The 13,050-nt window shown below is 31.4% G+C and carries 13 protein-coding genes; 11 read left to right on the forward strand and 2 right to left on the reverse strand.

Annotated features, from left to right (window positions below):
- Positions 1-84: 84 nt before the first annotated feature.
- From argC to Q0J35_RS07055, 5 genes are all read left to right on the forward strand, one after another.
- Positions 85-1,125 carry an N-acetyl-gamma-glutamyl-phosphate reductase gene (argC, locus tag Q0J35_RS07035; RefSeq protein ID WP_297194535.1) on the forward strand — a complete coding sequence of 347 codons (1,041 nt, stop codon included), beginning with the start codon at positions 85-87 and terminating at the stop codon, positions 1,123-1,125.
- Positions 1,126-1,134: 9 nt separating this feature from the next.
- Positions 1,135-1,581: an N-acetyltransferase gene (locus Q0J35_RS07040; protein WP_297194539.1), complete on the forward strand. Its 447-nt coding sequence runs from the start codon at positions 1,135-1,137 to the stop codon at positions 1,579-1,581.
- Between the two features lie 75 nt (positions 1,582-1,656).
- A complete protein-coding gene (locus Q0J35_RS07045) occupies positions 1,657-2,655 on the forward strand; it encodes a DNA cytosine methyltransferase (RefSeq protein ID WP_297194541.1) in 999 nt (332 codons plus the stop codon).
- Positions 2,652-3,812 carry a restriction endonuclease gene (locus tag Q0J35_RS07050; protein WP_297194542.1) on the forward strand — a complete coding sequence of 387 codons (1,161 nt, stop codon included), beginning with the start codon at positions 2,652-2,654 and terminating at the stop codon, positions 3,810-3,812. The genes Q0J35_RS07045 and Q0J35_RS07050 overlap by 4 nt, the downstream gene beginning before the upstream one ends.
- Positions 3,813-3,899: 87 nt before the next feature.
- Positions 3,900-5,747, forward strand: coding sequence for a flagellin (locus Q0J35_RS07055; RefSeq protein WP_297194545.1), 1,848 nt, complete (start codon positions 3,900-3,902; stop codon positions 5,745-5,747).
- Positions 5,748-5,751: 4 nt separating this feature from the next.
- Here the strand turns inward: Q0J35_RS07055 and Q0J35_RS07060 are convergent, their stop codons facing one another.
- Entirely contained in the window at positions 5,752-6,552 is an 801-nt protein-coding gene (locus Q0J35_RS07060) for a phospholipase A (RefSeq protein ID WP_297194546.1), read from the reverse strand.
- Positions 6,545-7,102 carry a molybdenum cofactor guanylyltransferase gene (locus tag Q0J35_RS07065; protein WP_297194548.1) on the reverse strand — a complete coding sequence of 186 codons (558 nt, stop codon included), beginning with the start codon at positions 7,100-7,102 and terminating at the stop codon, positions 6,545-6,547. The genes Q0J35_RS07060 and Q0J35_RS07065 overlap by 8 nt, the downstream gene beginning before the upstream one ends.
- A 68-nt stretch (positions 7,103-7,170) precedes the next feature.
- Between Q0J35_RS07065 and Q0J35_RS07070 the strand changes: the two genes are divergently transcribed.
- Genes Q0J35_RS07070 through tsaD form a run of 6 tightly spaced genes read left to right on the forward strand, consistent with a single transcriptional unit; the run spans position 7,171 to position 13,046 of the window.
- Entirely contained in the window at positions 7,171-8,475 is a 1,305-nt protein-coding gene (locus Q0J35_RS07070; protein ID WP_297194550.1) for an NFACT RNA binding domain-containing protein, read from the forward strand.
- 2 nt (positions 8,476-8,477) lie between these two features.
- Positions 8,478-8,846 (forward strand): hypothetical protein, encoded by a 369-nt coding sequence (locus Q0J35_RS07075; protein ID WP_297194552.1) that lies wholly within the window; start codon positions 8,478-8,480, stop codon positions 8,844-8,846.
- 10 nt (positions 8,847-8,856) lie between these two features.
- The gene (locus Q0J35_RS07080) at positions 8,857-9,585 is read left to right on the forward strand and encodes a phosphatidate cytidylyltransferase (protein WP_297194554.1); all 729 of its coding nucleotides are present in this window, start codon (positions 8,857-8,859) and stop codon (positions 9,583-9,585) included.
- On the forward strand, positions 9,582-10,658 hold the full coding sequence (gene dxr / locus Q0J35_RS07085) for a 1-deoxy-D-xylulose-5-phosphate reductoisomerase (protein ID WP_297194556.1): 1,077 nt from the start codon (positions 9,582-9,584) through the stop codon (positions 10,656-10,658). Before Q0J35_RS07080 ends, dxr begins: the two co-directional genes overlap by 4 nt.
- Positions 10,648-12,042, forward strand: coding sequence for a M99 family carboxypeptidase catalytic domain-containing protein (locus tag Q0J35_RS07090; protein WP_297194558.1), 1,395 nt, complete (start codon positions 10,648-10,650; stop codon positions 12,040-12,042). Before dxr ends, Q0J35_RS07090 begins: the two co-directional genes overlap by 11 nt.
- Positions 12,039-13,046 (forward strand): tRNA (adenosine(37)-N6)-threonylcarbamoyltransferase complex transferase subunit TsaD, encoded by a 1,008-nt coding sequence (tsaD, locus tag Q0J35_RS07095; protein WP_297194560.1) that lies wholly within the window; start codon positions 12,039-12,041, stop codon positions 13,044-13,046. The genes Q0J35_RS07090 and tsaD overlap by 4 nt, the downstream gene beginning before the upstream one ends.
- Positions 13,047-13,050: the final 4 nt, after the last annotated feature.

Below are 13,050 nucleotides of genomic sequence, written 5' to 3' on the forward strand. Positions count from 1 at the left end.
AAAAATCTCATTTAAAATTCTTTTTAAAACTTAGAAAATATATTATAATCTAAATTTTATAACATCATTTAAGCAAGGTATAAAATGGCAAAAATAAATGTAGGTATTTTAGGCTCTAACGGTTATGTAGGATATGAGCTTGTAAGGCTTTTGTTAAATCATAAAGAAGTCGAGTTACAATACCTAAGTTCAAGAGCAAATAAGGGTAAAAAATACTATGAAATTTACCCCTCTGTGTATTCAAGGCTTGATTTAGAATTTGAAGATGTTGATATTAATAAATGCTTGGATTTAGACTTGCTTTTTTGTGCTACTCCGCACGGATTTAGTGCAGATTTTATAACGAAAGATTTGTTAGACAAGGTAAAAATAATAGACTTAAGTGCTGATTTTAGGCTAAAAAATGCCGATGTGTATAAACAGTATTATAAAAAAGAACATAATGCAAAAGAGCTTTTAAAAGATGCTGTTTATGGGCTTTGTGAAATTCATAGAGAAGATATTAAGGTAGCTAAATTTATAGCAAATCCCGGTTGTTATACTACTTGTTCTATATTAAGCTTATACCCTCTTTTAAAAGAGAAGTTGATAGACGAAAATTTTATTATAATAGACGCAAAAAGTGGAGTAAGTGGGGCTGGAAGAGAGGCTAAAAGCGATAATTTATTTTGCGAAGTAAATGAAAATTTTAAAGCCTATGCCTTAAGTTCTCATAGGCATACACCAGAAATAGAGCAAGAATTATCTCTAGCCTTTAAATCTGATATAAAAGTTCAATTTACTCCTCATCTTGTGCCTATACAAAAGGGAATTTTAAGCACATCATATACAAAACTTAAAGATAATCTAAACGAAAATGAGCTTAGAGAAATTTATGCTAAATATTATGATAAAGAGTATTTTATAAGACTTTTACCAAGCGATATTTTGCCTCAAACAAAATTTACAAGAGGCACAAATTTTGTGGATATAAATTTAAAATTAGACGAACGCACCGGAAATTTAATCATACTTGCAAGTCTTGATAATCTAATAAAAGGTGCAGCAGGTCAGGCTATTCAAAATATGAATTTGCTTTTTGGCTTTGATGAAAAGCTTGGCTTAGAAAATTTATCTATGATATAAGGAAAATTTATGATAATTAGAGCGATGAAAAAAGAGGATTATGGCGGAGTTTATAAGCTTTGGTGTAAGATTAAAGGTTTTGGGATAAGAAGCATAGATGATAGCAAGGAGAGCATACACAGATTTTTGGATAGAAATCCAAATTTAAGTGCTGTTGCAGAGATAGATTCCAAAATAGTTGGTAGCATTTTGTGCGGACACGACGGCAGAACAGGGGGTTTTTACCACGTATGCGTCGATGAAGCTTATAGAAAAAGAGGCATAGCACACGAAATGAGTAAATTTTGCCTAGACGCATTAAAAAAGGAAAAGATAAACAAAATAGCCCTTATAGCTTTTAAAAACAATGACTTAGGAAACACATTTTGGAGCCATTATGGCTTTTGCTTAAGAGAAGATGCAAACTACTACGACCTTTCCTTAAACGAGCTAAATTTAACAAATTTTAACGAGTAAATTTTTTATCTTTATTTATTTTGTTGTGAAATTTAATAAATACTATATATTTTCAAAGGTAAAAGGAATAATAATTTGAAAAAATTGAACTTAAGTTTTATCGATCTTTTTGCTGGTATTGGAGGCTTTCACTTAGCCTTTAAACAAGCCCTAAGTAACGGGGGGGGGGCTAAATGCCTTAAATCACAAGATACCCAATGCCTCTTTGCGAGCGAAATAGATTCAAACGCCTCTTACACTTATGCTCTAAATTTTCCAAACACTCCACTTTTTGGCGATATTACGCAAGATTTTATCCAAAAACATATCCCTAAAAATTTTGATGTATTGTGTGCAGGGTTTCCTTGTCAAGCTTTTAGTATAGCAGGATACCAAAAAGGCTTTGATGATACGCGAGGCACACTCTTTTTTGAGATTGCAAAAATTGCTAAAAAACATAAGCCCAAAGTCTTATTTTTGGAAAATGTTAAAAATCTAAAAAATCACGATAAAGGCAGAACTTATGCGATTATAAAAAGCACTTTAGAATCTTTGGGCTATGTCGTGTATGATGAGATTTTAAATTCTGCTACACACGCTAATATCCCGCAAAATAGAGAGCGAATTTTTATCGTGGCATTTTTAGAATCTAAGGTCAAAAATCATAGAAATTTTACTTTTCCAAAGCCTGTTAAACTCACAAAAACCATTCATCATTGCTTAGATTCTAGCAAACAAGAGGATTGTTTTTATTACACACCAAAAAGTCAGTATTATGAGTGGCTCAAAAAAGAGGTGGTAAAAAAGGATACGATATACCAGCTTCGTAGAATCTATGTGCGGGAAAATAAATCTAATCTTTGCCCAACGCTTACCGCTAATATGGGGACAGGCGGACATAATGTTCCTATTATAAAAGATGATTTTGGAATTCGAAAACTTACCCCTAGAGAATGCTTTAATTTTCAAGGCTATCCTAAAAGCTTTAAGTTGCCAAATTTACCAAATTCTAAACTCTATATACAAGCTGGAAATTCCATAACCTTACCACTTGTAGCAAGAATTGCCAAAGAGATTGTTGAGGTTTTAGAATGAATTTTTATAACATAAATGAGGATAGAAATCTTAAATATATAGAATCTATACAAATAATCTCTAGTTTATCAAGGCTTTTTAGTGAAAATGAGATTCCATTTTTACATTATCGTGTAATGGAGAATATTTTTTGTGATTGTTTTAATGCAAAAAATCTTAGTCGTTCAGATACTGCTTATGATGCACAAATAGGGAGTTTAGGTATAGGTTTAAAAACTTTTATTTGCAACAAAGACTCTAGTATTGAAAAAATTGCTGAATTTAATAAGCACGCTCCAGATTTAAAAAAACTCAATGACAAAGATTTAGCTTACACACTTTCACACTTAAGAAATGAAAGAATACAAAGTGCAAATAACATCTATGGCATTGAAGATTCTATCTACCATATCATTGCGAGACAGAAAAACAAACTCCTATTCTTTGAAACAGATTACCAAAAAATAGAAATTGACACTATAAAAAATATTAAGGGTAACGATAAGTCATTATCTTTTAGCGATAGAAGCAACGAGTATTTTTTCAATCGTTCTAAATCTGTTTTGCAGAGAAAATTTTATATTCCAAAAAATTATAATAGCCTTGATATTACTATTGTTGATAAGCCTTTTGACTTGCTTTTACATTTACAAAAACAAATCTTAGAATCTAAGAGAGCAGATTCTAAGATTGCGGGGGTGGATTTTGTTATTTTACCACTTTACAGCACAAGAGGAGGTTTTAAAAATGTGCCAGAAAAAAGTGGGTTAAATCAATGGAGGGCAGGAGGTAGAAAAAGAAGCTATGGCGAGGTGTATATACCTGTGCCTATGATTATACATAAGCTTTATCCTAGCTTTTTCCCTCCCAAAGATACGAGCTTTACCCTTATTACGCCAAATAATGAAAAGCTATCAGTTAAGCTCTGTCAAGATAATGCAAAGGCAATAATGAGTAACCCAAACACTGCCCTAGCAAATTGGCTCTTAAAAACCGCATTAAGCTTACAAGAAAATGAAATAGCTACTTATCAGCGAATGCAGGATTTAGGCTTTGACTCTGTAATTATCTCAAAGCTAGATTCATATACCTTTAGTGTTGACATAATGCCACTTGATTCCTTTGAAAATTTTAGGAAAAATTCTGATAAATCAATTTTGAAACAATATATCATATAATACCTACAAATACTGCAAAATAAGTTTTATAACTCTTGGAACATAATTTGCTTATCCTTTCACAGCAATATTTTGAAAGGATTTACTATGGGTTTAAGGATAAATACTAACATAGGTGCATTAAATGCACATAACAATATGTTAATAAACTCAAGAGGGCTTGATAGCTCACTTGAAAAACTCTCGTCAGGTCTTAGGATAAATTCCGCCAAGGATGATGCGTCTGGTATGGCTATAGCAGACCAGCTTAGATCTCAAGCTTCTACATTAGGTCAAGCCATAAACAATGGTAACGATGCTATGTCTATACTTCAAGTTGCTGATAAGGCTATGGATGAGCAGCTAAAAATTCTTGATACTATCAAGACAAAAGCCACTCAAGCAGCTCAAGATGGTCAAAGCACAAAGACAAGAAACATGCTTCAAGCTGATATTAACCGTCTTATGGAAGAGCTTGATAATATAGCCAACACTACATCTTTTAACGGAAAGCAACTTCTAAGTGGAGGTTTCATAAACCAAGAATTCCAAATCGGTGTTAGCTCAAATCAAACCATAAAGGCAAGTATAGGTTCAACTCAAACATCTAAGATAGGTCTTACTCGCTTTGAAACAGGTCAAAATGTTTTGCAAAGTGGCGAAGTTAATATGGTTTTAAGAAATTATGATGGAGTTAATGATTTTAATTTCCCAAGAGTTACTATCTCTACTTCAGTTGGAACAGGTCTTGGAGCCTTAGCTGAGGAAATAAACAGGGTTGCTGACTTAACAGGAGTAAGGGCTTCTTTTAATGTTCAAACTATGGGTTCAACTCCTATTAGACAAGGTGTTACAAGCGAAGATTTCTCAATAAACGGTGTTATAATCGGTAAAATAGAATATAGAGATAATGATAGCAATAACGCACTAGTTGCAGCAATAAATTCAAAAAAAGATACCACAGGTGTTGAAGCTGCTAGAGATGCAAACGGTCATTTGCTTTTAACCTCTATCGACGGTCGCGGTATAAAAATCACAGGTTCTGTTGGTGCAGGAGCTGGCATACCTATAAATATGCTTGAAAATTACGGTCGTTTATCTTTAGTAAAAAATAATGGTGGTGATATATCTGTAGAAGGGCTAGGTTTTGGTTTTGATGATGACAAGCTTGTATCTCAAGCCTCTGTTTCTTTAAGAGAAACTAAAGGTAAATTATCTCAAAAACTAGCTGATGCTATGGGTTTTAACTCCTTTGAAAAGATAGCTACTATAACAGTAGGTGTTTCTTCAATAAGTATATTGCAAGGCACTGGGCTTAGCACTTATACACAACTTGTTTATGGTGCTGGTTCTGGACTTTCTACTTTTGTAACTACTGCTGCTTCTAATGCAGGATATAATATAGACATAGGACCTGGTTTGGGTGTGCTTTCTAATATGAGTTTAGCCGCTGCTGGTACAGGTTTTTCATCTCTAGCTGATATAATTTCCGTTGTTAAATTTTCAGCCGTGTATGATGTAGCGTTAAATGCTGTTTCTACATACAATGGCGAACTTTTAATTGCGACAGCCGCTGCAAATGGACTTTCTACTATATCTTTGCTTGGAGTTGAAAGATTAGAAGAAAGAAAAATGCAAATAGGACTTGAGCAAACAGCTGGTGTTACAACTCTTCAAGGGGCTATGTCTGTTATGGATGTAGCTGAAACTGCTATAATAAATCTAGACCAAGTAAGAGCTGATATAGGTTCTGTACAAAATCAACTTCAAGTAACTATAAATAATATAAGCGTTACTCAAGTAAATTTAAAATCAGCAGAATCAACAATAAGAGATGTGGATTTCGCCGCTGAAAGTGCGAATTTCTCAAAACACAACATACTAGCACAAAGTGGTTCTTACGCTTTAGCTCAAGCTAACGCTTCACAACAACACGTCCTACAACTCTTGCAGTAAATTCTTAATAAGCTATCAAAAAACCTATTGATAGCTTATTTACCATTCTATTATAATTCGTTAAATTTTCACCATAGCCGTAATAATACTTCAGGTAATAAAACACTCCATTATCAAACAAATCAAATCCTGTGTTTAGCTCTAAACCTAGTTTATTGTTTTTGAAATTTAGATTGTTTTTTAATATCAGCTCCGTAAAAAAATCCTTGCTTAGATTGTATTTAATCAAAAGGTCAAAATTTCCCATATAGTTTAGAATGTCTTTGTTGTCGTCTTTGCTTGATTTTTCTGGAATTCTATACCAAATTCTAGGCACTATAGTAAGATTGTTTTTTGAAAAAACAAAAGAGGCGTAAATTCTATTCCAAGAGCGAGATTCTAAATTTGAATTGTCTTTTCCATTTGATTCGTGAAGTAAGGATATGCTTAGGTTTTTAAGACTGGAAAAATTTTCAAATTTCAAAGGAAAAAGTATGAAAAATTCGGGTTGAAAATTTAATTCTTTAAAAGGAGCAGAATTTTTATAAGCTTGCCACCAAGCCTTTTGAGTGTATGCAAAATAATACACCTCATCTAAAGAAAGCAAATTTTCAAAAAGTGGCTTTTTTATACTGATTTGAAATTTGATTTCCGCTCTTTTATCTTTTGGATATTTACCTTTAAAAGTGTATGAAAGTGGCAGAAAATAATTTGTATTGTGTGTGCTTATATTAAGAATATTGTTAAATGTATCATTTGATTCGCTCTTTACTTCGCTATATGAGAAGCTTACTAAAAACAAGAATAAAAATAATATTTTAAACATTTTTCAAATAATCCTCATAAAAATTTAAATTTAAAAAAGCTTTATCGTTTTTAAATTCGAGTTCGTAAGCTTTGGCTTCTTTTGCAAAAAGCTTTATTTTATGTATGTCTTTTTTTAAAAAATTTTCACAAAGCGATGAAAGAGAGCTATGATAAAAGCCACAAAGACAGTGAATACCGTCTTTTGTTTTAGGTATCACTGCTTTTGATAGATTTATTTTTTCAAAAAGAGCTTGAATTTCTATCTTAGATATATTTGGCATATCCACAGCACATATAAAAACAAAACTGTCATTAAAGGTTTTTAAGCTTGTGTAAAGTGCTAACATTGGTGAATACAAAGCTTCATCATCTAGTATTAAATTTGGAAATTTTTTATCAAATTTATCTATTTTCGTGCTTATATACACTTTGTTGAAAATTTTGTTTAGCTTTTCGTATTGGTATTGAATCAAGCTTTTGTTTTTTATTTTTAAAAAGCATTTATCTTGCTTCATTCTGCTTGATTTGCCTCCGCATAAAATCACTGCTGGTATTTTTTCTAAGTTCATAATCCCTCTTTTGTAATGAAATTTTAAGGCAAAAAGCATTAAAATAAGTTAAAAATGAGGCTTTGGCTATGAAATATACCGCCTTAGTGCAAATAAAAACATATCTTTGTGCTTTCAAAAAAATCGACTTTATAAAAAGAGTAGATGATAATTTATTTAAAATTTCTTTTGATAAAGAAGAGCTTTTTTTTGATTTGAATCGTTCTTGTTCAGGAATTTATAAGGCACAAATTTTAGAAAAAACATATAAAGCCCCTTTTGATTTATTGCTTAAAAAATATTTCACAAATTCTACTATAAAAGATATATGCGTATTAGAAAACAATAGAATTCTACGCATACAGGTTAATTTAAATAAAGCTTACAAAAGCTTTGATATTGTTATTTATTTTGAATTTACTGGAAAAAACACAAATGCGATAATAACAGATGAAAAAGATATGATACTTTCTGCATTAAGGTATTCAGAAAATTCGCTTAGAAGCATAAAAGTTGGAGCTATTTTGCAAAAATTAGATGGCATTGAAATTAAAGAAAAAAAAGTCATAATAGATAATTTTGATGAATATTTTAAGCATAGTTTTAATGCTTTAAAACAAAGCGAACTTTTAAATTTAAAGGCACAAAAAGAATCAAAAATAAAATCAAAAATTGCCTCAGTAAAAAAAATATTTGATAAGCTAGAAAATGAAGAATCCCTTTTACAACAAGCACAAGATTTATCCCTAAGAGCTGATGTTATATTTTCAAATTTGCATAATATAAAAGATTACGAACGAAATTTCACTTTAAAAGATTTTAATGGCAAAGAATTTGTTTTTAACTTAGACAAAGCAGCTAAAATCAGTGCAAATGATTTTTATAAACAGGCAAAAAAGCTAAAGCAAAAGGCTAAAAATTTGCATTTACAAAGAGAAAATTTAAGACAAAAGATTGAAAATTTAGAACTTTTGTTAGATTTAATTAAAACGGCGTCTTCAAAAACCGAGCTTGAAATTTTGCTACCTAATAAAGAAAAATTTGACAATAAAGAGGAAAAAAATAAATCAGTCTTAAATTTTTATTTTAATGGTTTTAAAATAAGTGCTGGTAAGAATGAAAAAGCTAATGAGTATCTTTTAAAAAACAGCAAAAAAGATGATTTGTGGTTTCATATAAAGAATTTATCAAGTGCTCACATTTTTATACATTCAAACAAGACTAAGATTAGTGATGATGTGATACAATTTGCTTCAAAACTTTGTGTAAATTTATCAAATCTAGCTCGTGGGTCTTATTTGGTGGATTACACTCAAAGAAAATTTGTTAAAATAAGACAAAAGGCTTTTGTAAATTATACGAATTTCAAAAGCTTAACTGTCATAAAGGAGTAGGTATGGCGATCTCACCTGTTGGAAATGCACAGTTTGTGCATCAAAATGCACCAGTTGCCTCAACTCATTTAAGTAATGAACAAGCAAAAACGAATTTTGCTACCATTGCAAATTTAAGTGAATTTCAAGAAAAAGAAAAAATTGTGGATAAGCTTGAAAAGGTGAATGAAAGCCACGAGATAAAAGAAGAGGTTAAGGAAAAGAAAGAGGAAGAAAATCAAAAGAAAAAGCAAGAAAATAGGCAAGACAGCAATAAAGATGATGATGATAAAGTAGAGCTTGTTCAAGATGAGGAGGAAAGTGGCTTAGATGAGCAAGAACTTGAATTTAAAAATTCTCATAAAATAAAACGTCTTGATTTAAGTATTTAAGGAGAAATGTATGTTTGATATAAAAAGGATAATAAGCGGCATTGTAATGGCAGCTGTTGTTGTGCTTGTCGCTTTGATAAATGATAAAATTTTAACCTTTGTTTTGTTTGCTGGTATTTTATTTTTAGCATTTAATGAGGCTAAAAATCTTTTTAAAGCTGACGAAGCAAGCGTTGTTTTAGCCCTTTTGTTTTTCATAATAGCTTTTTTTTCAAAGGAAGCTATATCTTTAGGTATATTGCTAGTTATTTTGGTGCTAGGTTATATGGCTTACAGAAAGAGCGAGGATATTAAACAAATTTTACCTTACATATATCCTACTGTGCCTATATTTGCTTTATGGCATTTGTATGTAAATGAAGGTATGTTCGAGCTTTTTTGGCTTATATTTATAGTGGTTATTTGCGATAGTTTTGCGTATTTTACAGGCAAATTTATAGGCACAAAACAGTTTTCTCAGTCAAGCACTTCAAAAACAGTAGAAGGAGTAGTTGGAGGGCTTGTCTTTGCGAGTGTTCTTGGAGCTTTTGTGGGCTTTTTTTCTTATGGTTTCTTTTTTTCTTTATTTGTATCCTTTGTGGTAGCTGTGTTTGGAGTTCTTGGAGATTTGATAGAAAGCTATTTTAAAAGAAGGGCAAATGTAAAAGATAGTGGTTCTTTAATACCAGGACACGGAGGTATTTTAGACCGCATAGATGCTGTTATCATAGCATCTATAGCTATGGTTGTTCTTGTATGATATTATGCGGAAGCACAGGCAGTATAGGACTTAACGCCCTAATTCTTGCAAGAAAGTATAATATAAACATATCCGCACTTTCTTGCGGAGAAAATATATCTTTGCTAAACGAGCAAATACAAGAATTTAAACCAAAATTTGTTTGTATAAAAAATGAAAATGATAAAAAATTAGTAAAATTTCCTAGTTCTAAAATTTTTGTTGGACAAAATGGGCTTGAAAAACTTTTAAAAGAGTGCGATGATGATTTAGTCTTAAATGCTATCGTGGGCTTTGCTGGTTTTAATGTAAGCTTAACAGCAAAAAAACTTAACAAAATTTTAGCACTTGCAAATAAAGAAAGCTTGGTTGTTGGTGGTAAATTTTTAAAAGGTGCAAATATAAGAGCTATAGACAGCGAACACGCTGCTTTAAATATGCTTTTAAAAGAGCAAAAAAATATAAAAAAAATACTCATAACAGCAAGTGGAGGAGCTTTTTTTAAACATAAAGTAAAAGATTTAAAATATGTAAGCTCAAAAGACGCTTTAAAACACCCAAATTGGAGTATGGGTGCAAAGATAACAATAGATAGTGCCACTATGGCAAATAAACTTTTTGAAATTTTAGAAGCTTATTATCTGTATGGATTTAAAAATATAGACGCTATCATAGAGCCAAGATCCTTAATACACGCACTTTGTGAATTTAAAGATGGAGGCACAAGTCTTTACGCTTCTAGTGCTGATATGAAGCTTTCGATTTCACAGGCACTTTTTGAAAAAAATGACAAAAATATTTTAAATTCACTTGACTTTTTGAAAATTCCTAGTTTAAAATTTTATAAAATAAGTCTTAAAAAATATCCAATTTACAGTTTAAAGGATATTTTATTAAATAAGCCTGATTTAGGTGTTATCGTAAATGCGGCAAATGAGTATTGGGTGTATAAATTTTTAAGTGGAAATTGTGCTTTTTTAGATATAGCAAACGGTATATTTAAAGCGCTTGACAAATTTGCTGATATTAAGATAAATGAGATAGAAGAAATTTTTTATTTAGATAAAAAGGTAAAGGAATTTTGTGCTAGTTAGATTTATTTGTTTTATTTTTTTGAGTTTTTCTTATTTATTTTCTTTGGATTTTACGGTTACTGAAAAAGGTAAAAGTTTAGATGATAATAATACTATTCTAATCTTTGGCGGTATGCAAGGAGATGAGCCAGGAGGCTTTCACGCAGCCTCTTTGCTTATAAGTGATTATAATATCACAAAAGGAAAAATAATAGTTGCACCGAATTTGGCATTTGATAGTATTATAAAAAGAAGTAGGGGAGCAAATGGCGATTTAAATAGAAAATTTGCCAGCCTTAGTCCAAATGACCCAGATTACAAAACTGTTCAAAGGATTAAAAAGCTTATTTTAAGAGATGAGGTTGGTATGATTATCAACCTACACGACGGTTGGGGTTTTTATAGACCTACCTTTATGAATGCTAAGAAAAATCCAAAAAGATGGGGTAATTCTGGCGTGATAGATACGCACGAGATAAATGCTAGTAAGTATAGCCGCTTAGATATAATCGCTCAAAGTGCAGTCGAGGCTGTGAATTCTTTTTTAATAGATCCAAAACATAGATTTTTTGTTAAAAATACACAAACAAAAGAGCTTGATGATACCGAGATGTTAAAGGCTCTTACTTATTTTGCTATATCAAACAATAAAGCCGCATTTGCTAATGAGGCTAGTAAGGATTTGCCCGTGCATTTAAGGGTTTATTACCATTTACTTGCGATAGAGCATTATTTGAATATAGCTGGGATAGAATTTACAAGATCTTTTGAGCTAAATCCTGAAGAGATTAAAAAAGTTATAAACCAAGAGCTTCATATAAAACTTTTTGGAAACAAAATTCTATATATATTAGATAAGCCAAAACCAAGCATTAACTATGTCCCAACGCCTATTTATGGAAATTTAGGATATGAAACTAGCAATGAACTAACAGCGATCATAGCAGAGCAGTCTTCATTTTTTGTGCAATATGGCAACAATTTTCAAACAAGGCTTTTTCCTGAATACTTTGAATTCTCCTATGCCTTTGATGAATTTGAGTTGATAGTAGATGGAGTTAGTATGATTTCTCCATTTGCCTCTAAAATAGTAGTAAATGATACCTTGATGATACCTAAGATGAATGGAGTTAGAGTAAATGTCATAGGTTTTGATTATGCAAAAGATGAAAGCGGCATAGAAATAAGAAAAAAAGATATGCAAAGGCAGTTTTCATTAGACGCTGCTGGTAGGTATTTTAGAGTAGAATTTTATGAGTTAAGGAATGCAAATTTAAATCAACAATTTTTTCCAAAAACAGATAGTAAAAATATAGACAATGCCCCTTATCTAAGCGAAAGACAGTATCAAGAAGCACTCAAAAAAGATAAATTTTTAGGCTCTATCTTAGTGGAATTTAAATGAGAAACTGTATTCTAGCCATAGAAAGCTCTTGTGATGATAGTTCTTTAGCTATCATCAACAAAGATGATCTTTCGCTAGTTTTTGAATCAAAAATATCACAAGAAAAAGAGCATAGCAAATACGGTGGAGTGGTGCCTGAGTTGGCTTCAAGACTTCATACAAGTGCTTTAGCAAAAATTTTAGAGCATTGTAAGCAGCACTTTGACAGACTTTGTGCTGTAGCGGTTACGAATGAACCGGGATTAACTGTATCTTTAATAGGTGGCATAATTATGGCAAAAACCTTAGCCTTAAGCCTTTGCTTGCCATTAATAGCCATAAATCATTTACGAGGTCATATATATTCTTTATTTTTGAACGAAGAAGCTAAATTTGATATGGGTGTTTTGCTTGTAAGTGGTGGGCATACTATGTTGTTTTATATAGATGAAAAAGCTAGGATAAATCTAATAGCACAAAGTAGCGATGATAGCTTTGGTGAGAGTTTTGACAAGGTTGCAAAGATGATGAATTTAGGCTATCCAGGCGGTGTTGTTATAGAAAATTTAGCACTTAAAGCCAAACATAAAAATTTAAAATTCACAGTCCCTCTAAGCTCTACAAAAGAGCTTAAATATAGTTTTTCAGGTCTTAAAAACCAGGTTCGTTTAGAGCTTTTAAAGCATAAAATTTTAGATGAAAGCACAAAGTCTGAAGTTGCTTTTGCTTTCGAGGAGGCTGCTATTTCGCACATAATGCAAAAATTAAGTCTGGCTTTTAAAAAATACAATTTTAAAAAATTTGGCATAGTTGGCGGTGCAAGTGCAAATTTAAAGCTAAGATCTAAGGTGCAAGAGCTTTGCGATTCTTATAAATGTGAGCTTAAGCTAGCACCGTTAAAATACTGCTCTGATAATGCCTTAATGATAGCAAGAGCAGCTTGTGTAGCTTATACAAATAAAGATTTTGTGGATATAAGCGAAGATATAATGCACAGTAAAAACACAAATTTTAACTTTGTTTAAGGAA

Source organism: uncultured Campylobacter sp., assembly GCF_944323605.1.
Classification (GTDB): domain Bacteria; phylum Campylobacterota; class Campylobacteria; order Campylobacterales; family Campylobacteraceae; genus Campylobacter_D.

Coding starts and splice junctions, on each gene's coding strand:
- Q0J35_RS07040 (WP_297194539.1), top strand. CDS start 1,135: ATGATAATTAGAGCGATGAAAAAAGAGGATTATGGCGGAGTTTATAAG.
- Q0J35_RS07075 (WP_297194552.1), top strand. CDS start 8,478: ATGGCGATCTCACCTGTTGGAAATGCACAGTTTGTGCATCAAAATGCA.
- tsaD (WP_297194560.1), top strand. CDS start 12,039: ATGAGAAACTGTATTCTAGCCATAGAAAGCTCTTGTGATGATAGTTCT.
- Q0J35_RS07070 (WP_297194550.1), top strand. CDS start 7,171: ATGAAATATACCGCCTTAGTGCAAATAAAAACATATCTTTGTGCTTTC.
- Q0J35_RS07055 (WP_297194545.1), top strand. CDS start 3,900: ATGGGTTTAAGGATAAATACTAACATAGGTGCATTAAATGCACATAAC.
- argC (WP_297194535.1), top strand. CDS start 85: ATGGCAAAAATAAATGTAGGTATTTTAGGCTCTAACGGTTATGTAGGA.
- Q0J35_RS07065 (WP_297194548.1), bottom strand. CDS start 7,102: ATGAACTTAGAAAAAATACCAGCAGTGATTTTATGCGGAGGCAAATCA.
- Q0J35_RS07080 (WP_297194554.1), top strand. CDS start 8,857: ATGTTTGATATAAAAAGGATAATAAGCGGCATTGTAATGGCAGCTGTT.
- dxr (WP_297194556.1), top strand. CDS start 9,582: ATGATATTATGCGGAAGCACAGGCAGTATAGGACTTAACGCCCTAATT.
- Q0J35_RS07060 (WP_297194546.1), bottom strand. CDS start 6,552: ATGTTTAAAATATTATTTTTATTCTTGTTTTTAGTAAGCTTCTCATAT.
- Q0J35_RS07050 (WP_297194542.1), top strand. CDS start 2,652: ATGAATTTTTATAACATAAATGAGGATAGAAATCTTAAATATATAGAA.